Origin of the sequence: Phycicoccus endophyticus, from assembly GCF_011326735.1 — a bacterium.
Lineage (GTDB): Bacteria > Actinomycetota > Actinomycetes > Actinomycetales > Dermatophilaceae > Phycicoccus > Phycicoccus endophyticus.
Map to the genome: position 1 here is coordinate 12,237 of NZ_JAANCN010000008.1, position 26,909 is coordinate 39,145.

Consider the following 26,909-nt stretch of genomic DNA (forward strand, 5'->3'; position numbering starts at 1 on the left):
ACGGTCAGAACGGGGGCGCGGCCGGTCCAGGTGGTTGGGCCGACGCCTCGGTGAGGTCGAGGGTGGTCCACCGGTGGGGTCGGTGGATGTGGACGCGGCACTTCTTCGGCAACCGGTCGCGGCCGCCGAGGGTGTGCTCCATCGCGAACTCGAGGACGGAGTGGGGTGCGTCGGGGTAGACGAGGCACGGGTTGGCGGGCGGGTCGGTGGTGTCGGTTCCGGTGTCGGGCAGGGTGAGTGGTCGGTGGTCGACGGGGTGGGTGGTGCGCTGCCGTCCGGTGGGGTCGGTCCAGGTCATCGTCCCGTCCGGGTCCAGTCGGGCGGTCCAGCCGGGTCGCTGTTTGGTGCGGTGGTGCCGGCGGCAGAGGCAGGCGAGGTTGGTGGCGGTGGTGGAGCCGCTGGGCCAGGGGGTGACGTGGTCGAGATCGCAGAAGCGGGCGGCGACGTGGCAGCCGGGGAAGCGGCAGTGCCCGTCCCGGGCCTTGACGAGGCGGGTGAGGCGGGCGCCGGGCCGGTAGCCGTCGGTGGTGTCCTCGTCGCGGATCTCGCCGGTGAGGGCGCCGGTGGCCGGGTCGAGGACGACGCGCCCGTACCGGTCGGTGCGGGTGGTCGTGTCCGCGATGGCCTGCTGGAGCCAGCCCCGGGAGACGAGGACCGGCTCGCCGGGCACGGCGCCGTGAACGGAGACGAGGTCACCACCTGCCGGCGCGGTCTGCGGACGGGACGGTGCGTGCGCCAGACGCCCCGGATCCGGAGCGCTCGCCGTGCCGACCATGTGCACCTGGAGGTCGATGGTCGCGTTGCTCGTCACGAGGTCGGTCAGGGCCTTGGCGCGGGCGCGGTCGATGCGTTCGCAGGTGCCGTCGGTGACGTACTGCTGGGCGAGGGCGTCGACGGCCGCCCAGGCGGCGCAGGCCTCTTCGCTGGGGAAGGTGCCGTGCCAGGTGTCGACGCCGGGTTCGTCGACCCACCGCTGCAGCGACGACCGTGACCGTGCGCGGACGGCGCGCCGGCGGAGCAGGTCGGGGCTGATGGAGGCCAGCACCCCCCGGACGCGCTTGCGCAGCCGCGTGGCGTCCTCGCGGTCGAACCACTGGTCGAGGGCGTCGACGACGGTGGCGGCGACCTCGGCCGGGACCTCCTCGAGCTCGTACGCGACGACCCCGGCGCGGTACCCATCGAGCCGGCCGTCGCTCGTCGCGGCGTGGAGCCCACCGAGGCCGGTGCTGGTGTCGGTGCCCTCGGGCCCGTCGGCCGCCCTCCGGACTGCTTCCCGCACGCGTCGTTCGGCGTGCACGGCGGTGACGGTGAGGACGCCGGACACGATCGGCGGTGCGTCGAGCGACACGTGCCCGAGGGCGCGATGGGCCTCCACCAGCTCCCCGGTCTCGAGGACCTCGGGCTCGATCGCCGCGAGCCGCACGATGGCCTCGTCCTGCGCCGCCGCGACGAGGTTCGCCAGCACCTGCAGCTCACCGAGGGCGGCCGACCACTCCTCGACCGAGCCCACGCATTCCGCCGGCGAGAGGACCTGCTCGACCACCCGGCGAGCCGCTCGCGCGGCGTCGGCGACGTCCGTCGGACCGGTCGTGGTGGTCATCGGCTCCCCCTCCCCTCGTTGAGACGATCCTACTCCGGACCACCGACTCGAACAAGGGTTTGAAAAGACCAATTCCTCTGGATCACAACGCTTTTGCTGGCCCAGCAGGGACGTCAGAGGCGGGTGTGGCTCACGGGGTCAGCCTGCTCGGGCCCTCGTGCGAGACCGCCGTCCGCACCCGCTCGAGGTGGTCGGCATCCATCTCCGGCAGGCCGTCCAGCGGGAACCAGGCGACGTCCGACGACTCGTCGTCGGCCACGTGCGCCTCCCCGCCGACGTACCGGCAGCGGAAGGTGTGGTCGACGTACTGCGAGCGGTCGCCGTTCGGGTACTCGACGACGCCGGTGACGTCCACCCAGGCGAGCAGCTCCACGGCGCACCGGACCCCGGTCTCCTCGAGGCACTCGCGCATGGCCGTCCTCGCCGGGTGCTCACCCGGGTCGCAGATGCCGGTGACCGGCGTCCACCGCCCGTCGTCGGACCGGCGCACGAGGAGGACGCGCTCCCCGTCGAGGACCACCGCGGTCACGCCCGGCAGCCAGAGCAGCTCGTGCCCGACGGACGCGCGCAGCCGGAGGATGAACTCGGGGGTCGCCACCCGGCCACCCTAGGGGCGCACCCGACCGGGGCCGCGCCCCGGGTGGGCCGGCGTCAGCCCTCGTACCGTGGCCGCTGGATCGTGCGGATCTCCCCGAGGCGGCCCCACTCGTCGGCGCCGAGACGTGCGAGGGGGTCCAGGGCCCTGATGTCCAGGTGAGGGCGGCGGAGCATGTCCTGCGCCGCGACGACCCGCTCGGACACCGCGACGTGCAGGACGAGGGCGACGACGACGAAGCAGTTGCCGGTCGGGCGGACCTCGTGCAGCCGGCACTCGAAGGCGACCGGCGACCCCGCGACCCGGAAGGGGGTCACGGTGCGGGACGGCTCGCGCTCGACGCCCTCGGCGTCGAACTCGCCGAGCTGCGGGGGGTAGTCCGTGCTCGTCGCGTTGACGACCTCGAACAGCGGCTCCGGCGCGAGGTTGACGACGAGCTCGCCGGTGGCCTCGATGTTGCGCAGCGTGTCCTTGCGGCCGACGGAGGTGAACGCCAGCATCGCGGGGTCGGTGCTCGCGACGGTGAAGAAGGAGTGCGGTGCGAGGTTGTCGACCCCGGTGGTCGAGCGCGTGCTCACCCAGGCGATCGGCCGGGGCACGACCGCCGCCGTCATGAGCCGGTACGCGGCGCCGGGGGCCATCCGGGCCTCCTCGGGTCCGTGGCCGACGGGCAGCTCGTGCCTCATGCCGGCTCCACGTCCAGGGCGATGTCGACGATCGGCGAGGAGTGCGTCAGCGCGCCGACCGAGAGGAAGTCCACACCCGTCTGCGCGTACTCGCGGGCCACCTCGAGGGTCAGCCCGCCGGTGGCCTCGAGCTCGACCCGCTCCCCGGTGCCCCGGACCGCGTCGACGGTCTCCCGCAGCAGCGCCGGAGACATGTTGTCGCACAGCAGGAACCGCGCCCCGACGCCGACGGCCTCGAGCGCCTCGGCGACGGTCGTGACCTCCACCTGGATCTCGACGTCGGGGTAGGCGCGGCGCACGGCGGCCCACGCCCCGGTGAGCCCGCCGGCGGCGAGCTTGTGGTTGTCCTTGACCATCGCCACGTCGTAGAGGCCCATCCGCTTGTTCGTCCCGCCCCCACAGCGCACCGCGTACTTCTCCAGGGCCCGCAGCCCGGGGGTCGTCTTGCGGGTGTCGAGGACGAGGGCACCGGTGCCGGCGAGCGCGTCGGCCCAGCGGCGGGTGTGCGTCGCCACCCCCGAGGTGCGGCAGAGGACGTTGAGGACGGTGCGCTCGGCCACGAGCATCGTCCGGGTCGGACCACGAAGGGTCGCCAGGTGCGCCCCGCGCTCGACCACCGCTCCCTCGGGCCGGTGCGGCTCGACGTCCACCCACCCGGTGCCCAGCCGGCGCGCGACGGCGTCGAGGACGAGGGCGACCACCCGCATCCCGGCGAGGACGCCCGGCCCGCGGGCGACGAGGTGGGCGACGGACTCCTGGCCCGGCGCGATGGTGGCCAGGGTCGTGACGTCCCGGCCGCCGGAGCCGGCGCTGCCGAGGTCCTCGTCGAGGGCCCGTTCGACGACGAGGAGGGCCTCCTCCTCGGGGAACCCGTGGTCGCTCATGCCGCGCCACCGACCGCTGTGTCGCCGTGCGTGCTCACCGGACGCTCGGTGACGACGAGCACACCGTCCTCGCCCCGGGTGACGCGCTGGTGGGTCAGCCACCGGTCGTCGTCGCGCTGCGGATGGTCGGCGCGCAGGTGCCCGCCCCGGGTCTCCTCGCGGCGGTGCGCGAGCAGGGCCAGCGCCTGGCCGAGGTGCAGCAGGTTCGTCGTCTCCCAGGTCCGCGGCCCGGGCTCGGCCGCGCCCGTCGGCAGCGCGGCCAGCTCCGCCAGCTCAGCGGCGGCCTCGCGGGTGCTCTCGGCGGTGCGCACCGGCCCGCACCCGCGGGTCATCGCGCGCTGGAGCCGGACCCGGTGGGAGGAGTCGAGCAGGTCGGCCGGCCGGCCGCCGGGCTCGACCGGCACGCGGCCGGCGGGCAGCTCGCCGGCCGCCAGGCGTGCCCCGAGGTCGTCGGCGATCCGGTGGGCGAAGACGAGCCCCTCGAGGAGGGAGTTCGAGGCCAGCCGGTTGGCCCCGTGGACGCCGGTGCAGGAGACCTCGCCGCACGCGGACAGCCCCGTGAGCGAGGTGCGCCCGAGCAGGTCGGTCTCGACACCGCCGGAGGCGTAGTGCTGGGCCGGTGCGACCGGGAGCAGCTCGGTCGCCGGGTCCACGCCGAGCTCCCGGCACCGTGCGACGATCGACGGGAAGCGCCGCTCGAGGAACGGCGCGCCGAGGTGCCGGGCGTCGAGCCAGACGTGCTCGAGGCCGCGCTCGGCCATCACCTGGAGGATGCCGCGGGCCACGACGTCGCGCGGCGCGAGGTCGGCGAGCTCGTGGCGGCCGGCCATGACCCGCTCGCCGCGGTCGTCGACGAGCACCGCACCCTCGCCGCGCAGGGCCTCCGAGACGAGCGGCTGCTGCCCGGTGGACCCCTCGCCGAGGTAGAGCACCGTCGGGTGGAACTGGACGAACTCGAGGTCGGCCAGCCGGGCGCCGGCCCGCAGCGCGGCGGCCATCCCGTCGCCGGTCGCGACCGGAGGGTTGGTCGTCGAGGTGTAGATCTGGCCGAGACCCCCGGTCGCGAGGACGACCGCCCGGGCCCGCACGGCACCGACACCGTCGACCTGCCCCTCGCCGATGACGTGCAGCGTCACCCCGCACACCGAGCCGTCGGCCGCGCCGAGCAGGTCGACGACGAGCGCGTGCTCGACGACCTCGATGCCGGGGTCGTCGAGCACCGTGCGCAGGGCCGCGATGAGCGCCCGGGAGATCTCGGCCCCGGTCGCGTCACCGCCGGCGTGGGCGATCCGGTCGCGGTGGTGGCCCCCCTCGCGGGTGAGCCGCAGGTCCCCCCCGGCGTCGACGTCGAAGTTCGCACCGAGCCCGACGAGCTCGCGCACCCGGTCGGGCCCCTCGGTGACGAGCGCGCGCACGGCGTCGACGTCGCAGAGCCCGACGCCGGCGACCAGGGTGTCCTCGAGATGCTCCTGCGGGGTGTCCTCGGGGTCCATGGCCGCGGCGATGCCGCCCTGGGCCCACTCGGTCGAGCCGGCCGAGAGGACCGTCTTGGTCACGAGCAGCACGCGCTCGACCCGCTCGCGCAGCCGGAGCGCGCACGTGAGCCCGGCGATGCCGGAGCCGACGACGACGACGTCGGCCTCCGCGGTCCACCCCGGTGCCGGGGCCGCGAGCCGACGGGGGACCCGCGGCGGCACGGTCACCGCGCGCCTCCGCCCGGGGCGTGGGGGACGTCGGAGAACACCTCGAGGGCCCCTCCCCCGGGGCCGACGACGAGCGGGGTGTTGTCGATCAGCCGGGTCGTGCCGATCCGCGCGGCCACCGCGAGCAGGGCCTGGCCGCGGTACCACTCCGGGACGTCGGCGAGGGTGTCCGGATGGACGAGGACGAGGTAGTCGACGAGGGCGAGCGGCTCCTCGACGAGCACCTCGCGGGCCGCCCGGCGCACCGCCGAGGGGCCGAAGACGGCGGCCTCGGCACCGGCACGCAGGGCCCGGCTCAGACAGAGGGCGACCTCGCGGTCGGTCTCCGTGAGGTAGGTGTTGCGGCTGCTCATCGCCAGGCCGTCCTCCTCGCGCACCGTGGGCACCGAGACGACCTCGACGGGGAAGTCGAGGTCGCGGACCATCCGGCGGATGAGGAGGAGCTGCTGGGCGTCCTTCTGCCCGAAGTAGGCGCTGCGCGCCGCGGTGAGGTGGAGCAGCTTGCCGACGACCGTGAGCACGCCGTCGAAGTGGCCCGGCCGGGAGGCCCCCTCGAGGACCTCGCCCAGAGGCCCCGCCGAGACCCGCACCCCGGGGTCGCCGTCGGGGTAGACGACGTCCGGGGTCGGCGCGAAGACCACGTCGACCCCGGCGGCCGTGCAGATCGCCATGTCGTCCTCGAACGTGCGCGGGTAGCGCGAGAGGTCCTCCTTGGGCCCGAACTGCAGGGGGTTGAGGAAGATCGTCACGACCACGTGCGCGTGCCGCTGCCGGGCGGCCCGGATGAGCCGGGCATGCCCCTCGTGGAGGGCGCCCATCGTCATGACGACGGCGACGTCACGGCTGGCGAGCCCCTCCCGGGCGGCCTCGAGCTCGGCGCGGGTGTGGGCGACGACGGGCGCCGCGGTGGTGGTGGTCACTCAACGCTCCTGGTCGGCGAGGATGTCCAGCAGCGCCGCCGCGTCGTCCGGGCGCAGCCGGCCGTCGTCGAGCGCGCGCAGCGCGGTCGCCCGGGCGAGCGCCACGTAGGTCCTCCGGATCTCGGGGGCGAGCCGGTCCAGCTCGCGCAGGTGGTCCCTCACGGTACCGGCGTCGCCGCGCGCGACCGGGCCGGTGAGGGCGGCGTCACCCATCCGCAGGGCGTTGTCGAGGGCGGCGTGCATGAGCGGGCCGAGCAGCGCACGTGGCTCGGCGACTCCGGCGCGCGCGAGCACCTGCAGCGCCTCGGCGGTCAGCGTGACGAGGTGGTTGGCGCCGTGGGCGAGGCCGCAGTGGTAGGCGACCCGGTCGACCTCGGCCACCCAGACCGGGCTGCCCCCCATCTCGAGGACGAGCGCCTCGGCGACGGGGCGCAACGGCTCGTCGGCGGTGACCCCGAAGGCGCACTCGGCCAGCCGGTCCAGGTCCATCGGCGTCCCGGTGAAGGTCATCGCCGGGTGCAGGGCGAGCGGGAGGGCGTGGTGGGCCCGCACCGGGTCCAGGACCGCGGTGCCGTGCCGGCCGCTCGTGTGCAGGACGATCTGCCCCGCCTGCCAGGCGCCGGTGGAGGACAGCCCGGCGACGAGGCCGGGGAGGGCGTCGTCGGGGACGGCGAGGAGGACGAGCTCGGCGCCCGCGACGACGGTGGGGACGTCCGCGACGGGGACGCCGGGCAGCAGTGCCGCCGCGCGCTCCCGGCTGGCCTCGGAGACGGCAGAGGCGCCGGTGACCCGGTGCCCGGCGCGACCGAGGGCGGCGCCGAGCACGGCGCCGACCCGGCCGGCACCGACGACTCCGACGGTGAGGCGCGCGGGGTGCTCGAGGCCGTCCACGACGCTGCACGCTACCCGGCCCTCCGTCCGCGGCGCGCCGGCGGCCACGCCGGCCGGCGGCCGCGGACGTCCGCCGATGGCAAGCAGCCTTGACATATGTCAAGCGTGCTTGCCATGGTGACGTCATGGACACGCCACGGCAGCTCACCTGGTTCAACCGGATCCTCCTCGCCGTCGTCGTCGCCGGCGGCCTGTGGTGCACCGCCACCGGCGTGTGGTGGTTCGCGGCCGGGCTTCTCGGCACGGCCGCCGCCCTCGGGGTCGTCCTGTGGCGGGCGGTACGCGGCCGCGGCTCGGACACCAGGCGCCTCGATGCCGCCCAGCCCTTCGACGAGCGCGAGCACGCCGCCTCGACGTGGTCCTTCGCCGTCGTCGGCCGCACGGCGATCGTCGCGCTCGTGGCCGCCGTCGTCGTCCAGGCGGCCACCCGCGACGGCCGGGTGGATGCCACGCTCGCCAGCGCCCTCGTGCTCGTCTGTCTCGTGTGGGCCACGGCGATCCGGCTGGCGCTGCGTCGGGCCTGACCCCGTGGACAACGACATCCGCCGGCTGCGTACGGAGCGGGGCCTCTCCCAGGCCGCCCTCGGGCAGGCCCTCGGCGTCTCGCGGCAGACGGTCAACTCCCTCGAGGCCGGGCGCTACGACCCCTCCCTCCCCCTCGCGATCCTCCTGGCGCGCTACTTCGACACCACGGTCGAGTCCCTCTTCCACCTCCCCGGGGGCCGGACGGGCCGTCATGGCTGAACCCGTCCCGTGGCCGGTGGCCTGGCAGGAGGCGCTCTACGGCCCGCGCGGCGCCTACCGCACGCCCACCGGCCCCGCGGCCCACTTCACGACGGCCACCCACGGGCCGACCGGGCCGCTGCTCGCGCGGGCACTCGCGCGGCTCGCCGACCGCGAGGGCCGCTCGCACGTCGTCGACGTGGGCGCCGGTCGCGGCGAGCTGCTCGCCGCGGTGCACGCCGTCCGGCCCGGGCTCGCCCTCACCGGGGTCGACGTCGTCGCCCGCCCGGCCGGCCTGCCCGCGGCGGCCCACTGGCTCACCTCCCCCGGCGGCGCCGACCTGCCCCCGGGCCTCGACGGCCTCCAGGACGCCCTCGTCGTCGCCCACGAGTGGCTCGACGTCGTGCCGTGCACGGTCGCCGAGGTGGACGCGCACGGCCGGCTGCGCGGCGTCCTCGTCGACCCCGCGACGGGCCGGGAGTCCCTCGGCGACCCGCTCGGCCCCGACGAGCTCGCGTGGTGTGCCGAGCACTGGCCCGCCACCGCCCCCGGCGCGCGGGTCGAGGTCGGGTTGGCGCGCGACCGGGCCTGGGCCGGGCTGCTCGGGCGGGTCACCCGCGGCACCGTGCTCGCGGTCGACTACGGGCACACCCGCGCGACCCGCCCGGCCGAGGGGAGCCTCGCCGGCTACCGCCGCGGCGAGCAGGTACCACCCGTGCCGGACGGCACCTGCGACGTCACCGCCCACGTGGCCGTCGACTCCCTCGAGCAGGACGAGCGGCACGGCCAGCGCACGGTCCTGCTCGACCTGCTCGGCGACGTCCGCGCCCCCTCCGTGGAGCGCGCCCACACCGACCCCGCGGGCTACCTCGCGGGCCTCGCCCGCTCCTCCGCGCTGCACGCGCTGGTGGCACCCGGCGGGTTCGGGGACTTCTCCTGGGTCATCGCCCGGCGCCCGGCGCGGCGTGGCGGCGGCCCGCCGGCACCCGGTGGGGGTGCGGCAGACTGACCGGGTGACCCCCGACGACGGCGCTGCACCGCGCCCCCTCGACGTCGCCGTCGGGGCGGGCGGCCTCGCCACGGCCGACATGGTGCTCAACATCGGCCCGCAGCACCCGGCGACCCACGGCGTGCTGCGGCTGCGCGTCGTGCTCGACGGCGAACGGGTCCGCACCGCCGAGCCGGTCGTCGGCTACATGCACCGAGGGGCCGAGAAGCTCTTCGAGGTCCGTGACTACCGCCAGGTCACGGTCCTGGCCAACCGGCACGACTGGCTCTCGGCCTTCTCCAGCGAGCTCGGCGTCGTCCTCGGGGTCGAGGCGATGCTCGGGATGGAGGTGCCCGAGCGCGCGGTCTGGCTGCGGACGCTGCTCGCCGAGCTCAACCGGGTGCTCTCGCACCTGATGTTCCTCGGCTCCTACCCCCTCGAGCTCGGGGCGATCACCCCGGTCTTCTACGCCTTCCGCGAGCGCGAGGAGCTCCAGGCCGTCATGGAGGAGGCCTCCGGCGGCCGGATGCACTACATGTTCAACCGGGTGGGCGGTCTCAAGGAGGACGTCCCGGCGGGCTGGCTCGGACGGGTCGCGGACGCGTCCGCCGCCGTCCGGCGACGGCTGCCGGACCTGGAGTCGCTCCTCGTCGGCAACGAGATCCTCCTCGCCCGTACCCGAGGCGTCGGGGTGCTCGACGCCTCGAGCGTGCTCGCCTACGGGGTCTCCGGGCCGATCGCCCGGGCCAGCGGGGTCGACCTCGACCTGCGCCGCGACGACCCCTACCTCGCCTACGGCGAGCTCTTCGCCCCCGGCGGGCCCGGCCGGGTGGTCACCCGCACGCAGGGCGACTGCCTGGCCCGCCTCGAGGTCCTCCTCGAGCAGGTGCACGTCAGCCTCGACCTCGTCGACGCGTGCCTGGACCGGCTGCGCTCGCTGCCCCCGGGGCCGGTCAACCAGCGCCTGCCCAAGGTGCTCAAGGTCCCCGAGGGCGAGCGCTACACCGCGACCGAGAACCCGCTCGGGCTCAACGGGTACTACCTCGTCTCCCGGGGCGAGAAGACGCCGTGGCGGCTCAAGCTGCGCTCGGCGTCGTTCGGCAACGTCCAGGTGCTCTCGCAGGTGCTGCCCGGCTGCCTCGTCGCCGACCTCGTCGCGGTCCTCGGCTCGATGTTCTTCGTCGTCGGGGACGTCGACAAGTAGCCGGCGCGGCCGGCACCCCGCTCAACGCAGGGCGGGGTCCTCCCCCGGCGGGGGGTCCTCGTCGTCGTGGTCGATCCGGCACCAGGCCTGGGCGACCATGCCGCACACCGCGAGCAGGACCGAGGCGAGCAGGAGCAGCCCGAAGGGGACCAGCCGCTGCTGGTTGGCCACGAGGGAGAGGTCGCGCACCAGCGAGAGGAGCTGCCCGAGGTACCACCCGGCGGCGGCCGCGCCGGTGAGCGCGGCGGCCTGGGCCAGGACGACGGTGCGCGCGGCCCGGAGGGCGTCCACCGACGTGCGCAGCCCGCTGCGCAGGTGCCGGCGCACCGGGCGGGCGAGCCACAGGACGAGACCGCCCATGACGACGAGGAGGACCCCGGCGGCCCACGGCGGGCGCTGCAGCAGCGAGCCGTCGCGGGTGACGAGCACCGCCGCGAGGAAGCCCACGACCGTCGTGACCGCCGAGACCACGACCAGCGTCTGGATGCGAACGCCGTTGCGGCTCAACTCTGCTCCTCCTCCACTGGTGGGGTGGTGATGTCCGTGGTGTCGACCGCGCGGACGAGCTCCGCGACGGGCACGACCCGCTCCCCGACGCGCAGCACGGCACCCGGGTCGGCGTCGAGCCACGGCACGAGCACGAAGCCGCGCTCGTGGGCGCGCGGGTGCGGCAGGGCCAGGTGCTCGCGGTCGGAGACCACGTCGCTGCCCGTGGCCGGGTCGCCGTACTGGACGAGGTCGAGGTCGAGGGTGCGCGCCCCCCACCGCACCTCGCGGGTGCGGTCGAAGGCGGCCTCGAGCGCGTGCAGCTCGCGCAGCAGGGAGGCCGGCGAGAGCGCCGTGCGGGCGAGCACGACGGCGTTGACGTAGCGCGGCTGCTCCGGCCCGCCCACCGGGTCGGTCTCGACCAGCGCCGAGGGGCGCACGTCGTGCAGGGCCGGGTGGTGGGCGAGGGCCTCGAGGGCCGAGCGCACCGTGTCGCGGGGCGGGCTCTGCCCCCAGGGGAGGTTCGCGCCGACGGCGAGCACGACCGGCAGCGGCGCCCGCCGCCGCACGACGCGCACGGCGACGTCGTCGAACGGCACGCCGACGGGGGCCTGCGGCTTGTGCACCGTCACCGTCACCTCGTCGACCGCGCTGTGGGCGAGGACGTCCTGCGCGATCACCTCGGCGAGCCGCTCGACGAGGTCGAACGGCTCGCCCTCGATCCGCGCGAGGACGGCGGCACCGAGCCGGCCGTAGTCGACGCTGTCGACGAGCGCGTCGGTGCGGCCCGCGGCCGCGAGGTCGAGCGCGGCCTCGACGTCGACGACGAACTCCTGGCCTTCGCGCCGCTCGTGCTCGAACACGCCGTGGTGGCCGCGCCCCCGGACACCGCGGAGCACGACGCGGTCACGAGCGGTTCCGGCCGGGCTCATCGGGGCCCACCGGCGAGCGTCTCGGCGACGTCGAGGGCGTCGAGCGTCGCGACGACGTCGTGGACCCGGACCCCCCACGCCCCGTGCGTGGCGGCGTGGACGGTGGTGACGGCGGTCGCCACGTCCCGCTCGAGGGGGGCGCGCTCGGCCCCCGCGGCCCGCCCGACCGCGCCGAGGAAGCCCTTGCGCGAGGTCCCGACGAGGACGGGGTGGCCGAGCGCGGTCAGCTCCTCGAGGCGCCGCAGCAGCTCCCAGCTGTGCTCGGGGGTCTTGGCGAACCCGAAGCCCGGGTCGAGGACGAGGTGCTCGGGTCGCACCCCGGCGCCGAGGAGCTGCTCGACCCGCTCGCCGAGCTCGCGCAGGACGTCGGCGACGACGTCGTCGTAGCGGGCCCGCGACTGCATCCGCGCGCTGTGCCCGCGCCAGTGCATCGCGACGTACGCCACCCCTCGCTCGGCGACGAGCGGGACCATCTCGGGGTCGGCCAGCCCCCCGGAGACGTCGTTGACGAGGCTGGCGCCGGCGTCCAGGGCAGCGGCGGCGACCGCCGCGCGCATCGTGTCGACCGAGACGGGGGCCACCGCGCAGAGCGCCTCGACCACCGGCAGCACGCGGCGCAGCTCCTCCTCCTGCGTGGGCCGCTGCGCGCCGGGCCGGGTCGACTCGCCGCCGACGTCGAGCACGTCGGCGCCCTGCTGGCGCAGCACGCGGCCGTGGGCCACGGCGTCCTCGGGCTGGAACCACTGGCCGCCGTCGCTGAAGGAGTCCGGGGTGACGTTGACGACCCCCATGACGACCGGGCGGCCCGCGCGACCCGTGGGCAGAGGCACCGGCGGGCTCACCGCCGACCACCGAGCAGGAGGGACATCGCCTCCGCCCGGGTGGCCGCGTCGCGCAGCTGGCCGCGCACCGCGGAGGTGATCGTGCGGGACCCGGGCTTCTGCACACCCCGCATCGACATGCACAGGTGCTCGGCCTCGATGACGACGATGACGCCCTGCACCCGCAGGTGGGTGACCAGGGCGTCGGCGATCTGCGTCGTGATCTGCTCCTGGACCTGCGGCCGGCGGGCGTAGACCTCGACGAGCCGGCCGAGCTTGGACAGCCCGGTCACCCGGCCGTCCTCGGCGGGGATGTACCCGATGTGGGCGACCCCGTGGAAGGGCAGCAGGTGGTGCTCGCACGTCGAGTACATCGGGATGTCCCGGACGACGACGAGCTCCTCGTGCTCGATGGGGAAGGTGGCCGAGAGCACCTCGGCGGGGTCCTGGTACAGCCCGGCGTAGAGCTCGTGGGCCGCCTTGGCGACCCGCGCCGGGGTGTCGCGCAGGCCCTCGCGGTCGGGGTCCTCGCCGATGGCGAGGAGGAACTCGCGCACGGCCGCCTCGGCCCGGGGGAGGTCGACGTCGGGTCGGGCCTCAGGGCTCGACACGACCACCCTCCGGCACCTCGACCGTCTCGCTCGGTGGGTGCTCCTCGGCCGCCTCGGGACGGGCGCCCTCGGCGGCCCGGGCGTCGATCCGCGCCTCGGTGCGCGGGTCGCCCGGCGTGACGACGGCGCCGTCGGGGGCCCCGGCGCCGTTGCGTCCGGCGAGGGCGGCCTCCTCGGCCGGGGTGAGCACCGGCGGGATGTCCGAGAGCGTGCGGTGCTCGCTCGAGAGCCACGTCGGGCGCTCGGGGCGCTTGACGATGTCCTCGAAGATCTGCGCGAGCTCCGCGGCGCCGAGGGTCTCCTTGTCGAGCAGCTCCAGGACGAGGCCGTCGAGGATCGTGCGGTTGTCGTTGACGACGTGCCAGGCCTCGTCGTGGGCCGCGTCGATCAGCTTGCGGACCTCCTCGTCGACGACCGCGGCGACCTGCTCGGAGTAGTCGCGCTGGTGACCCATGTCGCGGCCGAGGAACGGCTCGCCCTGGCTCTGGCCGAGCTTGATCGCCCCGACGCGCTCGCTCATGCCGTACTCGGTGACCATCTTGCGGGCCATCGCGGTCGCCTTCTCGATGTCGTTGGCCGCACCCGTCGTCGGGTCGTGGAAGATGATCTCCTCCGCGACCCGCCCGCCGAGGGCGTAGGCGAGCTGGTCGAGGATCTCGTTGCGGGTCGTCGAGTACTTGTCGTCGACGGGCATGACCATCGTGTAGCCGAGGGCCCGGCCGCGCGGCAGGATCGTCACCTTGGTCACCGGGTCGAGATGGTTCATCCCGGCGGCGACGAGGGCGTGCCCGCCCTCGTGGTAGGCGGTGATCTTGCGCTCCTTGGCCGACATGATCCGGGTGCGCTTCTGCGGGCCGGCGATGACCCGGTCGATCGCCTCGTCGAGCACGTCGTCGTCGATGAGCTTCTTGCTGCTGCGCGCGGTGAGCAGCGCGGCCTCGTTGAGGACGTTGGCCAGGTCGGCGCCGGTCATCCCGGGCGTGCGCCGCGCGACGGCGAGCAGGTCGACCCCGGCGGCCATCGGCTTGCCCTGGGCGTGCACCTGGAGGATCTTGTGCCGGCCGATCATGTCGGGGTTCTCGACGGCGATCTGCCGGTCGAAGCGGCCCGGCCGCAGCAGGGCGGGGTCGAGGATGTCGGGCCGGTTGGTCGCGGCGATGAGGATGACGTTGGTCTTGACGTCGAAGCCGTCCATCTCGACGAGCAGCTGGTTGAGCGTCTGCTCGCGCTCGTCGTGCCCACCGCCGAGCCCGGCGCCGCGGTGGCGGCCGACGGCGTCGATCTCGTCGACGAAGACGATCGCCGGCGCGTTGGCCTTGGCCTGCTCGAAGAGGTCGCGCACACGGCTGGCGCCGACACCGACGAACATCTCGACGAAGTCCGAGCCGGAGATCGAGTAGAACGGCACGCCGGCCTCACCCGCGACGGCGCGGGCGAGGAGGGTCTTGCCGGTACCGGGCTGGCCGTAGAGGAGGACGCCCTTGGGGATCTTCGCCCCGACGGCGAGGAACTTCGCCGGCTCGCGGAGGAACTCGACGATCTCGTGGAGCTCCTCGACGGCCTCGTCGGCCCCGGCGACGTCGGCGAACGTCACCTTCGGGGTGTCCTTGGACGCGAGCTTGGCGCGCGACTTGCCGAACTGCATGACCCGCGAGCCACCGCCCTGGGCCTGGGTCATGAGGAACCAGAAGAGCCCGACGAGCAGCAGGACGGGGAAGAAGCTGATGAAGATCGTCCAGAACGGGCTGTCGCCCTTGACCTGGTCGTCGTAGCCGTCGGGCAGGTTGGTCCGCAGCTCGTCGACGAGCTGCTCGGCCCGGGCGTCGACGTACTCCGCGCGCACCTTGGTGGCCCCGGAGATGTTCTTGTCCGCGTCCGAGAAGGTCTGCCCGTCCTTGAGGTCGAGGGTGATGACGTTGTCGGTCGTCATGACCGCCGAGGCGACCTTCTTCTCGGTGATGAGGTTCTCGGCCTGGGCGGTCGTGACCGTCGTGTAGCCGCCGTCGCCCCCGAGCGAGAAGACGAGCAGCAGCATCGCCAGGGCGGCGAGCACCCAGAACACCGGGGCGCGGAGAATGCGTTTGAAGTCCATCTGGTCGCGGGGCGCGTGGCCCCACCCTCCTGGGTCGTCGTCGCTCGCCCGGCCGACCTACCGCGGCCCGGGACTGGTACACGCTAGCAACGAGCCCGTCAACGCTCGTGTTCCGGCGGGCCCGCCGGACCCTGGCGGCGGCCGCGCCGAGGTCAGCTGTAGACGTGGGGCGCGAGGGTCCCGACGACGCGCAGCCCGCGGTATGCCTCGGCGTAGTCGAGGCCGTAGCCGACGACGAACTCGTTGGGGATGTCGAAGCCGACCCACTGGACGTCGACCTCGACCTTGGCGGCGTCCGGCTTGCGCAGCAGGGTGCAGATCTCGACCGAGGCCGGGCTGCGGGACTCCAGGTTGGCCCGGATCCACGACAGCGTCAGCCCCGAGTCGATGATGTCCTCGACGATGAGGACGTGCCGCCCGGTGATGTCGGTGTCGAGGTCCTTGAGGATGCGGACCACGCCGCTGCTCTTGGTGCCCGAGCCGTAGGAGGAGACCGCCATCCAGTCCACCGGGACGCTCATCGGCAGGGCGCGCATGAGGTCGGCCATGACCATGACCGCCCCCTTGAGCACCCCGACGAGGAGCAGGTCCTGGCCCGCGTAGCGCTCGGCGATGAAGCCGGCGAGCTCCTCGAGCTTGGCGTGGATCTCCTCCTCGGTGATGAGGACTCGTTCGAGGTCTGCTCCCATGTGGGCGGCGTCCACTGCGGCTCCTGGGTGGGGCGGTCGGGTGGTCGGTGCTATTCAACCGGAGGGGTGGGGGTGATGGACACCCGGTCGGCGGACCGAGTGACCCGCAGCCCGCCCGGCGCGTGCACCGGGCCCTGCCCGTGCCAGTGCGTGAGGAGCCGTTCGCACGCCTCGACGTGGCGGGCGGAGACCTGGCCCGCGGGGGCACCGCGCCCGGTGAGCAGCCGGCGCCAGACGCGGGTGCGGACCGCGCGCGGCAGGTCCGCGAGCGCCCGGGCCGGCCACGGACCCTCGCCGAGCCCGGCGCTCGCCGCGGCGGCCAGCGTGTCGAGGTGGTCGGCGTCCTCCCGCAGCAGGTCGGCGCTGCGGGCCAGCGCCGCCGACAGGCCGGGGCCGAGGCCGGCCTCGAGCTCGGCGAGCGCGCGCCGTGCCCGCACCCGAGCGTGGGCGGGGTCGGCGTTCATCGGGTCCTCCCACCAGGTGAGCCCCTCCGCCCGGCACGCCGCCCGGGTCTGCTCCCGGGAGAGCCCGAGCAACGGCCGCCGGTAGCGGCCGCGGGCGGGCGGCATCCCGGCGAGGCTGCGCGCCCCGCTCCCCCGGGCGAGCCCGAGGAGCACCTGCTCGGCCTGGTCGTCGAGGGTGTGCCCGAGGAGGACCAGGCGCGCGCCCAACCGGCCGGCGACCTGCTCGAGGGCGGCGTACCGCGCGCTCCGGGCAGCGTCCTCGACGCCGGTCCCCGTCGCGTCCACTGCGACGGCGACCACCTCGACGGGGTCCAGCCCCAGCCCGGTCATCCGCTCGGCGACGGCGCGCGCGACGCCGTCCGAGCCCGGCTGCAGCCCGTGGTCGACGACGACCGCCCCGGTGCGCACCCCGGCCGGCTCGCGTTCGACCCGCGCGGCGTCCGCGAGCGCCGTCGAGTCCGCTCCCCCGCTGCACGCGACGAGGACGAGGTCGCCGGGGTCGCACTCGGCGAGGGTGGCGCGGACCGCTGCGCGAGCGGCGGCGACCGCCGGGTGGGGGCGTCCCCACGGCCGGTCCATCGCTCAGCCGTGCACGCGGCGGACCCAGGCCCGGGGGTCCTCGATCTCCTGCGGCAGCGGCAGGGTCTCCGGGGAGGTCCACACCGCGTTGAAGCCGTCGACGCCGACCTCGTCCTGGACCGCCCGGACGAACACGGCGCCGTCGCGGTACTGCGCCATCTTCGCCTCGAGCCCGAGCAGCCGGCGCAGCAGCCGGTCCGGGGCTCCCGCGCCGCGCCGGCGCGCGGTGAACTTGCGCCGGATCTCGGCGACGCTCGGGATCCGGGCCGGGCCGACGTCGTCCATGACGACGTCCGCGTGGCCCTCGAGGAGCGACATCACGGCGGTGACCCGGGCCATCTGCTCACGCTGCTCGGGTGTCGCGAAGAGCTCGGCGATGCCGGTACCGCCCTCGGAGAACAGCTCCGGCAGGCGCTCGGTGACCCGCGAGGCGATCTCCTGGATGCGCTGCTGGTCGGGTGCGAGGTCGACCGCCAGGCGCCGGGCCTGGTCGACGAGGTGCTCGCGCAGCCAGGGGGTGGCGGTGAACTGCACGCGGTGGGTCTCCTCGTGCATGCAGACCCAGGAGCGGAAGTCCGCGGGGTCGACGGCCAGGTCGCGGGCGACCGCCATGATGTTGGGCGCGACGAGGAGCAGGGCGGGGGTGCCCTGGGGGGCGATGTCGTACTGGCCGAGGACCTTGCTCGCCATGAAGGCGAGCAGGGCGCCGGCCTCGGCGCCGGTCACCTTGCCGCCGATGGCCTGGCCGGTCGGGCTCGGGGACGCCCCGCGACGGTCGAGGATGGCCTCGACCGCGGGGTCGAGCAGCGCGGCCATCGAGTCGACGTTGACGCCGATCCACGTCGCCCGGTCGACGACGACGGCCTCCGGCGCACCGGGCGGCGTCTCGAGCCGGGCGGTCTCGGCCACCGGGGCCCGGGCGGCCCGGGCCGCCTCGCGGATGGCCTCCACCTCCGCCCGCGCCTGCGCCGGCGACACCACCGGCCCGGCCGGCACCAGGGTGCGGCCGGTCGACTTCGCGAACTCCCAGTCGACGAATCCCACGGGCTCAGCCTCTCATCACGCTGCGGACCTGGCGGCCCCGCAGCCGCACCGGGTGAGCGCGGCCACGATCCGGTCCAACGCCTCACGGGCCCGGATGATCCCCGGGCCGTCCTGCGGGTAGCCGTCGGCGAGCACGACGAAGGTGAGCAGCCGCCCGTCGGCGTCCACGGTGGTGCCGGCGAGCCCGGAGCCGGTGCGCAGCGTGCCCGTCTTGGCCCGCGGCACGCCGGCGACGTCGCCGGTGGCCTCGTCGGTGAACCGGTCGGCGAGCGTGCCGTCCAGCCCGGAGACGGGCAGCGCGGCGACCAGCCGCCGCAGTGGCGCCACCTCGTCGGTCACGGCCAGCGCGAGCACGGCCGCGAGCGTGCGCGGCGCGGCCCGCTGGCCGGGGCTGAGGCCGCAGGCGTCGGTGAGGACGAGGCCGGCGGTGGGCACGGCGTGTGCCTCGAGGCGGTCGCGGATGAACGCGGCGTTGGCGCGCTCCGGGGCGGTCGGTTCGCCGGCGGTGGCCGCGGCCTGGCGCACGAGGTTCTCGATGAGGGTGTTGTCGCTGACGTCGAGGGTGTGGTCGAGCACCTCGGCGTACGTCGCCGACTCCACGGCGCCCAGGGTCCGCGCCCGCGTCGGCGCCGGCTCGGACCACGTGGACTCCGGCTGCAGCCGCACCCGGACGCCGCGCTCCTCGAGGCGGGCGGCGAACGCCGAGGCGACCTCCTGCTCGGGATGGGCGGGCACGGCCGTGCGGCCCTCGTCGCCGAGCTGGGTGCCGAGCCCGGTCATGAGGACCGGGCGCGCGTAGAACTGTCCGACGTCGGCCGCGTTCCACGTGCTGGGGTAGCGGGGGCCGGGCGCCCACGACAGGTCCAGGCGGAGGGTCACCGAGGTCCGCCCGCTCGCGCGCAGCCGGTCCGCGACCTGCTCGGCGAGGTCGCCCAGCCCGGCGTGGCCGATGACGGCGTCGGGGTCGCCGCCCCTCGGGGAGAGCAGGGTGTCGCCGCGCGCGAGGAGGACCAGGTCCCGCGAGCCACGGCGGGCGACGACGCTGGTCGCCATCCGGTCATCGAGGTCGAGGGTGTCGGCGACCGCCAGCGCCGAGAGCAGCTTGACCGTCGAGGCCGGGACGCGGGGGGTGTCGCCACCGCGGGCCCAGATCTCCGTGCCGGTCTCCCCGTCGCCGACGACGACGCCGATGTCGGCGGCCTCGGGGTCGCTCGTCGCCGCCGCCACGGCGGCCGCGACGGCCCGGGCCCGGGGGCGGGACGCCTCGGCCGCGCCGGGCCCGAGCAGGTCGCCGGTGCTCTCCGGCGTGGGCAGCAGGTCGGGCAGCTCGGCCCCGCCGTCCTCGGCCCCCGAGGCGGCGCCGGCGGCCGCTCCCGGCTCGGGCTCCAGGGTGAGGACGCCGGGCGCGAGGTCGAGCACGTCGGCCGTCGCGTACCCGCCGACCCCGAGCAGTGCCAGCGCGGTGGCGCCGGCGACCATGACACGTCTCACCCCGTCTCCCTTCGCCACCGCGGCCCGGATGCGTCAGACTGTCGCTCGAGCCTAGTCACGCAGCAAAGGGAGCCGTTACACCGTGGAGTTCGACGTCACCATCGAGATCCCCAAGGGTCATCGCAACAAGTACGAGGTCGACCACGAGACCGGTCGGATCCGCCTCGACCGGATGCTCTTCACCTCGATGGCCTACCCGTCCGACTACGGGTACATCGAGGACTCCCTCGGCGAGGACGGCGACCCGCTCGACGCCCTCGTCCTGCTCGACGAGCCGACCTTCCCCGGCTGCCTCGTGCGCGCCCGCCCGATCGGGATGTTCCACATGCGCGACGAGGCCGGCGGCGACGACAAGATCCTCTGCATCCCCGCGGGCGACCCGCGCAAGGCGCACATCACCGAGCTGTCCGACGTCACCGAGTTCGACCGCCTCGAGATCCAGCACTTCTTCGAGACCTACAAGGACCTCGAGCCGGGCAAGTCGGTCGAGGGCGCGCACTGGGCCAGCCGCGAGGAGGCCGAGAAGTGCATCGGCGAGGCCCTCGACCGGGCCACCGCGGCCGGGCTATCCACCGCGCGCTGGGGGATGCCGCCCCACCCCGACGCCCCGGCCCAGGACCTGCTCGATGCGGTGACCTCGGCGCACACGCCCGAGGAGATCGAGGCCGCCGCCCAGAAGGCGCGCGCCGAGCTCGCGACGAAGGACCAGCCGCTCAGCGACGACTGACCCCGCCCTCCCACGGGCCCGCTCGGGCCCTGTCGGACTGCGATGGCAGAGTCCTCGCACGTGTCCTCCCCGACGCACCTGCCCCGGTCCCCCGCCGTCGCGGTGGCCGTGGGCGCGGGTCTGGTCGTGCTCAGCACCGCAGCGGTCCAGGGGGCGGCCGCGCTGGCCAGCACCCTGTTCGAGCGGGCCGAGCCGGTGGCCGTGGCCGGTCTGCGCCAGGCCTTCGGCGCCGCGGCGCTGCTCGCGCTCGTCCGGCCGCGCTTGCGTCACCGCACCCGGCGCGAGTGGCTCGCCGTCGGGCTGCTGGCCGCGTCGATCGCGCTGATGAACGCCGTCTACTACCAGGCGGTCTCGATGCTGCCGCTCGGCGTCGCCGCCACCCTGCTCTACCTCGGGCCGTTCGCCCTGGCCGCCCGCCGCACCCCCCGCGGGCCGCAGCTGCTGCTCCCGCTCCTCACCCTCCTCGGGGTGGCGCTCGTGACCGGGACCTTCTCCGCCTCGGCGACCCAGGGCGTCGGCGCGGCGGGGGTCGCCGTCGGGCTCGCCGCGGCCGCAGCCCTCGCGGCGTACACCCTGTGCTCGCACCATCTCGGGCGCGGGTCCGGGATGGACGCGCTGGCCCTCTCGGTCGCCGGCTCCGCCGTGCTGTTGGCACCGGCGTCGCTGCCGGCGGCCTCGTCCCTGCATGGCTCCGACGTCGTCGTGCTGCTGCTCGCCGGATCGGTCGCGGTGGCCGTGACCTTCGGCGGGGACTTCCTCGCGCTGCGGCTCGCCGGCGTCCGGGTCGTGTCCGTCCTGTTCGCCCTCGACCCCGTCATGGGGGCCTCCTCGGTGCCGTGCTGCTCGGGCAGACGCTCTCGGCTCCCGCGGCGGTCGGCATCGCCCTCGTCGTCACCTCGGGGGCGGCGGTCACCTGGGCCACGCTCGGCGAGCGCCGGGCGGCCGACGCACCCGCTGCCGACCCTCCCGCGCGCCCGCGCTGACGGTCTCGGGACCCGCCGGGCTCAGTTCGGCCGGAGCGCCTGGACGACCCTGGAGGGCGAGGGGCGCCCGAGGAGCGTCGTCACCGCCAGCCCGGCCCGCATCGCCGCGTCGAGATCGACCCCCGTCTCGACGCCGAGCCCGGTGAGCATCCACAGGAGGTCCTCGGTGGCGAGGTTGCCCGTCGCGGAGCCGGCGTAGGGGCAGCCGCCGATGCCACCGACGGAGGCGTCGAAGGTCTCCACCCCCGCGAGCAGCCCGGCGTACACGTTCGCCAGCGCCTGCCCGTAGGTGTCGTGCAGGTGCAGGGCCAGGCGTTCGCGGGGGACGCCCGCGGCGACGACGGCGTCGACGACGGCGCCGACGTGCCCGGGAGTGCCGACCCCGATCGTGTCGCCGAGGCTGACCTCGTAGCACCCCGCGTCGAGGAGCGCCCGGGCGACCTCGGCCACCTGCCCCGGCGCGACCGGGCCCTCCCACGGGTCGCCGAAGACCATCGAGACGTACCCACGGACCGGCCGCCCCTCGAGCGCCCCCCGCTCGGTCACCTTCTGCGCCGCCTCGACCGCCTCCCAGCGCTCCATGTTGAGGTTGCGCCGGGCGAAGGTCTCGGTCGCGCTGACGAAGACCGCCAACGCGCCCGCACCGGCCTCGAGCGCCCGGTCCAGGCCACGGTCGTTCGGCACGAGCACGGGGTGCCGGGCGAGGTCCAGGCCGGCCTCGGCGAGCCCGGCCACCACCTCCGGCGCGTCGGCCAGCTGCGGGATCCAGCGTGGCGAGACGAAGCTGGTCGCCTCGACCATGGGCAGCCCGGCGGCGAGCAGCTCGCGGATCATCCGGACCTTGGCCGCGGTCGGCACCGGCACGGCCTCGGCCTGGAGCCCGTCGCGGGCGCCGACCTCGTAGACCGTCACCCGCTCCGGCAGGCCGGGGACCCGGTGACGGCTCGGCAGGCCGACCTCGGGCGGCAAGGGTGGGGTCACGACCGTCCCCGCAGCTGCGCGAGGACCTCCTCGGCGGTCTCGGCGCGCACCGACCTCGCCTCGACCATCCGGGCCACGACGGCGTCGACCTCGGCACCGACCGCGCCGGCCGTCACGGCCACGTTGCGCGCGTGCAGGGACATGTGGCCGCGCTGGATGCCCTCGGTCGCGAGGGCTCGGACCGCCGCGGCGTTCTGTGCGAGCCCGACGGCCATGATGATCTGCGCGAGCTCGCTCGCGGTGTGCACTCCGAGCAGCTCGACGTTGGCCTGCGCCACGGGGTGGACCTTGGTCGCCCCGCCGACGAGCCCGACGGGCATCGGCAGCTCGAGGGTGCCGACGAGGTTGCCGTCGGTGTCCTTCTCGAAGCGCGACATCGACGTGTACCGGCCCTCGGGGCCGACCGCGTGGGAGTGGGCGCCGGCCTCGACCGCGCGGGTGTCGTTGCCCGTCGCGAGGACCACCGCGGTGATGCCGTTCATGATGCCCTTGTTGTGCGTCGCGGCCCGGTAGGGGTCGGCCACGGCCAGCTCCGCCGCGTCGACCATGTTCTCGACCACGTCCGGCCCGCCGAGCATCGCCGCGTCGAAGGTCGCGGCCACGCGGGTCAGCCGCAGGTCGGCCTTGTTGGTGAGGATGCGCAGGAGCGTGCGGCCCCGGGCGATCTCGGCGACGCGGGGCGCGATCGCCTCGGCCATGGTGTTGACGGCGTTGGCGCCCATGGCGTCCCGGACGTCGACGACGAGGTGCAGGACGACGTAGGTCTGCCGGCTGCTCGGCACCAGGCGCACCGCGATGTCCCGGACCCCGCCGCCGAAGCGCACCAGCGCGGGGTCCTGCTCGTTGGCGAGCGCGACCAGCTCCTCGGCGGCCGAGAGCAGCCGCACCCGGGCGCCCGCCGGGTCGGCGACGTCGAGGACCTGGACCTGTGCCTGCATCAGCGGGGCGGTCGCGGAGGCCACGAAGCCGCCGTGGTCACGCGTCATCCGGGCCAGGTTGGACGCCGCGGCGACGACCGACGGCTCCTCGGTGGCCATCGGGACGAGGACCTCGCGGCCGTTGACGACGAAGTTCGTCGCGATGCCGACGGGCAGCCCGAGGACCCCGACGACGTTCTCGACCATGTGGTCGGCCTGCTCGAGGGTGAGGCCGTGCTCCGGGGAGAGCGCCTCGAACACCCCCGCCCGGACGCCCATCGCGTCCGCGACCCGCGCGCGGCGCTCGTCGATGGACAGATCCTTCAACCCTGACAGGCGACTGGTCACGTCTTCCTTCTTCCGGGAGCTCGGGACGAGGGGGCGGGGCCGCACGGCGGGGTGCCCGGGCCGGGCTCGACGCTACTGGCGGCGACCGGAGCGCCCAATGTGCTCGGGGCACGCCGCCCCGCGTCCTCGGTGTGCTGTCCGCACTGGTCCCGGCGGGCCGCGCGAGCGCCAGTCACTGCGACGCGCTCTCCGCCGGCACAGTGGCCGCCGGACGCGTGGCGCCGAGCACCCGGCGCGCGTCCCGCCCCGGGTCGACGAGCACGACCGCGGCCAGACCGCCGACGACGAGCAGCGCCCCGGCCACCGCGAAGCTGCGCACGTAGCCGTCCAGCGGCGTGGCGGACGCGTCGACGAGCCGGCCCGTGACGTACGGCGCGATGACCCCGGCGGTGGCGTACAGCGCACCGTAGAGGCCGAGTACGCCACCCCGCCGCGAGGGCGGGGCCAGCTCGGCGCACGTCGCCTGCGCGACGGCGAAGACGACCGCACCGAGGCCGAACCCGAGCGACATCATGGCGATCTTCACCGGCCCGTGCCCGACGTGGAGGAACAGGAACATCGCGAGCCCACCGACCGCGACGGCCCCACCTCCGAGGACGCCGCGGACCACCCGGCCCGACACGCCCCGCGAGCCCAGTGTCCGGGCGAGCGGGCCGTAGGCGAGCAGCGCCAGGCCGTTGACCATCCACGGGAGGGTGACCAGGCCGGACATCTCGGTGGCGCTGTACCCGCTGGTCTCGAGGTACGGGGGCACCCACGCGACGAGCAGGGCGACGGCGTAGTAGGCCGCGAACCCGGACAGCACGCTCCCGATCCAGGTGCCCGTCAGCAGGATCCGCCAGTACGGCGGGTCCTGCGCGGCTCCCGCCCCGTGGGCCAGGTCGGCCGGCGCCGCCTCGGCGTCGGCACCGGGGCGCACCTGCTCGGCCTCGTCCACCGTCCCCTCCCGGCCGAGCACCAGCCACACCGCTGCCCAGACGAGCCCGGCCACCGCGAGGGTGACGAACGCGGTCCGCCAGCCGTAGGTCTCGATGACCCGGGTCTCCACCGGCGCCGCGATGATCACGCCGAGCGGGACCCCGAGCGATACGAGCGAGCTGGCGATGCTGCGCTCGTGCTGCGGGAACCACTTGTGTGCCGCGTGGTTGGCCACCGGGAAGGCCGGGCCCTCGGCGCCGCCGAGGACGATGCGGCTGACGAGCAGGCCGGCGTAGCCGACCCCGAGGGCCACCGGCAGCATCGTGGCCGACCAGACCACCGCCATGACGAGCAGCACCCATCGGGTGGGAAAGCGGTCGATGATGAAGCCGACGACGAGCGCCGAGGCGCTGAAGAGGAAGAAGAAGGCGCTGCTGATCTCTCCGTACTGGGAGGCGCTGAGCCCCAGGTCGCTCATGAGCGGCTTGGCGCTCAGCCCGAGGACGGCCTTGTCGCCGAAGTTGATCACCATGAACAGCAGCAGGAGCAGGACGGTGAGCCACGCCCGTGCCCCGGGGCGCCTGGCGGGCTGGTGAGCGATGTCGACAGTGGCCATCGGTGGTCCTCTCCGGGTTGTCGGCCGGCTCAGCGGTGAGCCGGGTGGGGCGTGACGACGCTGAAGTCGCCCGCGAAGACGTCGAGCTGGTCGAACGCCGAGCGCACCCCCGAGGGGTCACCCTCGATGTGCGCGAGACCCTGCTCCACGGCCTCCTCGAGGGTCGACATCCCGAGCACGAGGCGGACGAGCGCCGGGTGGTCGAGCACGAGCGTGGAGTCCTCGGGCCGGGTGCTCCGCCGGTGGTGGAGCACCCCCCGGTCGACCTCGACGACGTAGGACTCCTCACGGTCGCGCAGCCGCAGGCCCCAGCGCGACGGCGCGGCCGCGGCACGGGGGCCGTCGAGCCGGATGGCGAGGAAGTCCAGCAGCATCGACGCGGTCATGCCCGGCGCCATCTCCGCGTTGGAGCGCACGAACGTCGAGACCGGCTGCACCTCGCCACGCAGCTCGGCCGCCGCGAGCAGGTAGAAGTTGCGCCACGGGCCGCTCTCGGCCCGGTAGCCCAGCTGCTCGAAGACGTCGGCCTGCAGGGCCCGCAGCTGCCCGTGGTCGGGCTCGGCGGCCAGGCCGTGCGCCAGCAGCTCGGCGGCCCACCGCAGCTCGTCGGCCTCGACGGCCGCACGGGCGTGCCCGAGCACCGCCTCGGTACCTCCGAGGAGGGCGACGTACCGGCTGCCGGACTCCGCCGGCGGCAGGGGGTCCAGGTGGGCCGGGTTGGCGTCGAACCAGCCGATGTAGCGCTGGTAGACCGCCTTGGCGTTGTGCCGCAGGGAGCCGTAGTTGCCGCGGTTGGCCCAGTAGCGGTCCAGCTGCGGCGGCAGCTCGATGAGCTCGGCGATCTCGGCCGGGGTGTGCCCGTGGTTGGCCAGCCTCAGGGTCTGGTCGTGCAGGTAGCGGTAGAGGTCGCGGTGCATCCCGATGTGCTCCACGACCCGCTCACGGCCCCACACCGGCCAGTGGTGGCTGATGAACATCACGTCGGTGCGGTCGGCGAACAGCTCGATGGCCTCGTCGAGGTAGGTGCTCCACGCGAGGGCGTCGCGGACCTCGGCGCCACGCAGTGTGTAGAGGTTGTGCATGTGGTGCGAGACGGTCTCGGCCATGCACAGCGCACGCAGGTCGGGCAGGTGGACGTTGACCTCGGCGGGGGCCTCCGCACCCGGGGTGAACTGGAAGACCAGCCGCACGCCGTCGACGACGACCTCGGTGCCCGTCTCGCCGACGAGCCGGGTCGGCTCGACGAGCGAGATGCTCCCGGCGGGCAGGGTGAAGCCCAGCCCGGCGGTCACCTGCCCGCGGGGGCCCACGGACAGCGGCTTGCCGAACATCAGCTGCGAGCGACGGCTCACCGCCACCCCGGCGTGGATGTGCTCGCTCACCGCGTGCTCGGTGAACCCCACCGGCGCGATGACCGGCATCCCCTCCGGCGCCCGACCGTCCGGGAGGACACCGGCCGCACCGCCGAAGTGGTCGATGTGACCGTGGGTGTAGACCAGGCCGGTCACCGGGCGGTCGCCGAGCTCGCGGCGCACGAGGTCCATCGCCGCCGCCGCGGTCTCCACGCAGGTCAGCGGGTCGATGACGACGTAGCCGGTCTCGCCCTCGATGACCGACATGTTCGAGATGTCGAAGCCGCGCACCTGGTAGAGCCCGTCGGTGACCCGGAAGAGCCCGTGCCGGCGGCTCAGCCGGGCCATCCGCCACAGGCTGGGGTGGACGGTGTCCGGTGCCGGGCCGTCGACGAACTCGTACGGCTCGAGGTCCCACACGACCGACCCACGCTCGTCGCGGATCGTCAGCGGCTCGAGGGAGGCGACGAAGCCGCGCTCGGCGTCGGCGAGGTCGCGCTCGTCCTCCCAGGGCAGGGCGTCGGTCGCGGCGGCGTGCGCCGCGCGGGTCGAGGGGGATGCGGCTCGGTGGCCCGGGGCGTTCCTCACAGTCACGAGGGCGACGCTAGGGTGGCCTGGCCCCGCTGCCCAATGTGCCCTGGCGACACAGAGGGCGGCATTGTGT

At 75.0% G+C, this 26,909-nt stretch carries 25 protein-coding genes; 5 read left to right on the forward strand and 20 right to left on the reverse strand.

Annotated elements, in window-relative coordinates; translation table 11 throughout:
* Window positions 1-4: 4 nt before the first annotated feature.
* The 7 genes from G8D98_RS10150 to G8D98_RS10180 all read right to left on the reverse strand — a co-directional run bounded on the left by G8D98_RS10150 (window position 5) and on the right by G8D98_RS10180 (window position 7,279).
* Window positions 5-1,600 (reverse strand): HNH endonuclease signature motif containing protein, encoded by a 1,596-nt coding sequence (locus G8D98_RS10150; RefSeq protein ID WP_166102529.1) that lies wholly within the window; start codon window positions 1,598-1,600, stop codon window positions 5-7.
* 130 nt (window positions 1,601-1,730) lie between these two features.
* Window positions 1,731-2,198 (reverse strand): NUDIX hydrolase, encoded by a 468-nt coding sequence (locus tag G8D98_RS10155; protein ID WP_166102532.1) that lies wholly within the window; start codon window positions 2,196-2,198, stop codon window positions 1,731-1,733.
* A 53-nt stretch (window positions 2,199-2,251) separates the two neighbouring features.
* A complete protein-coding gene (locus G8D98_RS10160) occupies window positions 2,252-2,881 on the reverse strand; it encodes a flavin reductase family protein (RefSeq protein ID WP_166102535.1) in 630 nt (209 codons plus the stop codon).
* Window positions 2,878-3,765, reverse strand: coding sequence for a carboxylating nicotinate-nucleotide diphosphorylase (gene nadC / locus G8D98_RS10165; RefSeq protein WP_166102538.1), 888 nt, complete (start codon window positions 3,763-3,765; stop codon window positions 2,878-2,880). Before nadC ends, G8D98_RS10160 begins: the two co-directional genes overlap by 4 nt.
* Window positions 3,762-5,468, reverse strand: a complete 1,707-nt coding sequence (locus G8D98_RS10170) for an L-aspartate oxidase (protein ID WP_188744920.1) — start codon at window positions 5,466-5,468, stop codon at window positions 3,762-3,764. The genes nadC and G8D98_RS10170 overlap by 4 nt, the downstream gene beginning before the upstream one ends.
* A complete protein-coding gene (gene panC / locus G8D98_RS10175) occupies window positions 5,465-6,388 on the reverse strand; it encodes a pantoate--beta-alanine ligase (RefSeq protein WP_166102540.1) in 924 nt (307 codons plus the stop codon). Before panC ends, G8D98_RS10170 begins: the two co-directional genes overlap by 4 nt.
* Complete coding sequence (locus G8D98_RS10180; protein ID WP_229661938.1) at window positions 6,389-7,279, reverse strand: Rossmann-like and DUF2520 domain-containing protein; 891 nt, start codon at window positions 7,277-7,279, stop codon at window positions 6,389-6,391. It abuts the gene before it with no gap.
* A 125-nt stretch (window positions 7,280-7,404) separates the two neighbouring features.
* On the opposite strand from G8D98_RS10180, the gene G8D98_RS10185 reads away from it, so the two are divergent.
* The 4 genes from G8D98_RS10185 (at window position 7,405) to G8D98_RS10200 (ending at window position 10,194) form a co-directional block, all read left to right on the forward strand.
* Window positions 7,405-7,803: a hypothetical protein gene (locus G8D98_RS10185; RefSeq protein WP_166102546.1), complete on the forward strand. Its 399-nt coding sequence runs from the start codon at window positions 7,405-7,407 to the stop codon at window positions 7,801-7,803.
* A gap of 4 nt (window positions 7,804-7,807) precedes the next feature.
* The gene (locus G8D98_RS10190; protein ID WP_166102549.1) at window positions 7,808-8,023 is read left to right on the forward strand and encodes a helix-turn-helix transcriptional regulator; all 216 of its coding nucleotides are present in this window, start codon (window positions 7,808-7,810) and stop codon (window positions 8,021-8,023) included.
* The gene (locus G8D98_RS10195) at window positions 8,016-9,011 is read left to right on the forward strand and encodes an SAM-dependent methyltransferase (protein ID WP_166102552.1); all 996 of its coding nucleotides are present in this window, start codon (window positions 8,016-8,018) and stop codon (window positions 9,009-9,011) included. Before G8D98_RS10190 ends, G8D98_RS10195 begins: the two co-directional genes overlap by 8 nt.
* 79 nt (window positions 9,012-9,090) lie before the next feature.
* On the forward strand, window positions 9,091-10,194 hold the full coding sequence (locus G8D98_RS10200; RefSeq protein WP_166102842.1) for an NADH-quinone oxidoreductase subunit D: 1,104 nt from the start codon (window positions 9,091-9,093) through the stop codon (window positions 10,192-10,194).
* 21 nt (window positions 10,195-10,215) lie between these two features.
* Here the strand turns inward: G8D98_RS10200 and G8D98_RS10205 are convergent, their stop codons facing one another.
* The 9 genes from G8D98_RS10205 to G8D98_RS10245 all read right to left on the reverse strand — a co-directional run bounded on the left by G8D98_RS10205 (window position 10,216) and on the right by G8D98_RS10245 (window position 19,403).
* The gene (locus G8D98_RS10205) at window positions 10,216-10,701 is read right to left on the reverse strand and encodes a DUF3180 domain-containing protein (RefSeq protein ID WP_166102555.1); all 486 of its coding nucleotides are present in this window, start codon (window positions 10,699-10,701) and stop codon (window positions 10,216-10,218) included.
* Entirely contained in the window at window positions 10,698-11,612 is a 915-nt protein-coding gene (gene folK / locus G8D98_RS10210) for a 2-amino-4-hydroxy-6-hydroxymethyldihydropteridine diphosphokinase (RefSeq protein ID WP_166102558.1), read from the reverse strand. Before folK ends, G8D98_RS10205 begins: the two co-directional genes overlap by 4 nt.
* Window positions 11,609-12,442 (reverse strand): dihydropteroate synthase, encoded by an 834-nt coding sequence (gene folP / locus G8D98_RS10215; RefSeq protein WP_444980896.1) that lies wholly within the window; start codon window positions 12,440-12,442, stop codon window positions 11,609-11,611. Before folP ends, folK begins: the two co-directional genes overlap by 4 nt.
* 8 nt (window positions 12,443-12,450) lie before the next feature.
* On the reverse strand, window positions 12,451-13,044 hold the full coding sequence (gene folE, locus G8D98_RS10220) for a GTP cyclohydrolase I FolE (protein ID WP_229661937.1): 594 nt from the start codon (window positions 13,042-13,044) through the stop codon (window positions 12,451-12,453).
* Window positions 13,031-15,136 carry an ATP-dependent zinc metalloprotease FtsH gene (gene ftsH / locus G8D98_RS10225; protein ID WP_166102563.1) on the reverse strand — a complete coding sequence of 702 codons (2,106 nt, stop codon included), beginning with the start codon at window positions 15,134-15,136 and terminating at the stop codon, window positions 13,031-13,033. Before ftsH ends, folE begins: the two co-directional genes overlap by 14 nt.
* A 152-nt stretch (window positions 15,137-15,288) precedes the next feature.
* Window positions 15,289-15,840 (reverse strand): hypoxanthine phosphoribosyltransferase, encoded by a 552-nt coding sequence (gene hpt / locus G8D98_RS10230; protein ID WP_187566552.1) that lies wholly within the window; start codon window positions 15,838-15,840, stop codon window positions 15,289-15,291.
* 35 nt (window positions 15,841-15,875) lie between these two features.
* Window positions 15,876-16,868 carry a tRNA lysidine(34) synthetase TilS gene (gene tilS, locus G8D98_RS10235; RefSeq protein WP_166102577.1) on the reverse strand — a complete coding sequence of 331 codons (993 nt, stop codon included), beginning with the start codon at window positions 16,866-16,868 and terminating at the stop codon, window positions 15,876-15,878.
* A gap of 3 nt (window positions 16,869-16,871) precedes the next feature.
* On the reverse strand, window positions 16,872-17,912 hold the full coding sequence (locus G8D98_RS10240; protein ID WP_166102579.1) for a zinc-dependent metalloprotease: 1,041 nt from the start codon (window positions 17,910-17,912) through the stop codon (window positions 16,872-16,874).
* Window positions 17,913-17,927: 15 nt separating this feature from the next.
* Entirely contained in the window at window positions 17,928-19,403 is a 1,476-nt protein-coding gene (locus G8D98_RS10245; protein ID WP_166102581.1) for a D-alanyl-D-alanine carboxypeptidase/D-alanyl-D-alanine-endopeptidase, read from the reverse strand.
* 82 nt (window positions 19,404-19,485) lie between these two features.
* Between G8D98_RS10245 and G8D98_RS10250 the strand changes: the two genes are divergently transcribed.
* A complete protein-coding gene (locus G8D98_RS10250) occupies window positions 19,486-20,130 on the forward strand; it encodes an inorganic diphosphatase (protein WP_166102584.1) in 645 nt (214 codons plus the stop codon).
* Window positions 20,131-21,134: 1,004 nt separating this feature from the next.
* Here G8D98_RS10250 and G8D98_RS10255 read toward each other — a convergent pair.
* The 4 genes from G8D98_RS10255 to G8D98_RS10270 all read right to left on the reverse strand — a co-directional run bounded on the left by G8D98_RS10255 (window position 21,135) and on the right by G8D98_RS10270 (window position 26,839).
* Entirely contained in the window at window positions 21,135-22,094 is a 960-nt protein-coding gene (locus G8D98_RS10255; protein WP_229661936.1) for a hydroxymethylglutaryl-CoA lyase, read from the reverse strand.
* Window positions 22,091-23,404, reverse strand: coding sequence for a hydroxymethylglutaryl-CoA reductase, degradative (locus G8D98_RS10260; protein WP_166102585.1), 1,314 nt, complete (start codon window positions 23,402-23,404; stop codon window positions 22,091-22,093). The genes G8D98_RS10255 and G8D98_RS10260 overlap by 4 nt, the downstream gene beginning before the upstream one ends.
* A 127-nt stretch (window positions 23,405-23,531) precedes the next feature.
* A complete protein-coding gene (locus G8D98_RS10265) occupies window positions 23,532-24,893 on the reverse strand; it encodes an MFS transporter (protein WP_166102587.1) in 1,362 nt (453 codons plus the stop codon).
* Between the two features lie 29 nt (window positions 24,894-24,922).
* Window positions 24,923-26,839, reverse strand: coding sequence for an alkyl/aryl-sulfatase (locus G8D98_RS10270; protein ID WP_166102590.1), 1,917 nt, complete (start codon window positions 26,837-26,839; stop codon window positions 24,923-24,925).
* Window positions 26,840-26,909 lie beyond the last annotated feature (70 nt).

Excerpts from the sequence above, each read along its gene's own strand:
- G8D98_RS10200 (WP_166102842.1), top strand. The coding sequence starts at position 9,091 with ATGGTGCTCAACATCGGCCCGCAGCACCCGGCGACCCACGGCGTGCTG.
- G8D98_RS10160 (WP_166102535.1), bottom strand. The coding sequence starts at position 2,881 with ATGAGGCACGAGCTGCCCGTCGGCCACGGACCCGAGGAGGCCCGGATG.
- tilS (WP_166102577.1), bottom strand. The coding sequence starts at position 16,868 with ATGGACCGGCCGTGGGGACGCCCCCACCCGGCGGTCGCCGCCGCTCGC.
- folK (WP_166102558.1), bottom strand. The coding sequence starts at position 11,612 with ATGAGCCCGGCCGGAACCGCTCGTGACCGCGTCGTGCTCCGCGGTGTC.
- G8D98_RS10185 (WP_166102546.1), top strand. The coding sequence starts at position 7,405 with ATGGACACGCCACGGCAGCTCACCTGGTTCAACCGGATCCTCCTCGCC.
- nadC (WP_166102538.1), bottom strand. The coding sequence starts at position 3,765 with ATGAGCGACCACGGGTTCCCCGAGGAGGAGGCCCTCCTCGTCGTCGAA.
- ftsH (WP_166102563.1), bottom strand. The coding sequence starts at position 15,136 with ATGGACTTCAAACGCATTCTCCGCGCCCCGGTGTTCTGGGTGCTCGCC.
- G8D98_RS10195 (WP_166102552.1), top strand. The coding sequence starts at position 8,016 with ATGGCTGAACCCGTCCCGTGGCCGGTGGCCTGGCAGGAGGCGCTCTAC.
- G8D98_RS10150 (WP_166102529.1), bottom strand. The coding sequence starts at position 1,600 with ATGACCACCACGACCGGTCCGACGGACGTCGCCGACGCCGCGCGAGCG.
- G8D98_RS10265 (WP_166102587.1), bottom strand. The coding sequence starts at position 24,893 with ATGGCCACTGTCGACATCGCTCACCAGCCCGCCAGGCGCCCCGGGGCA.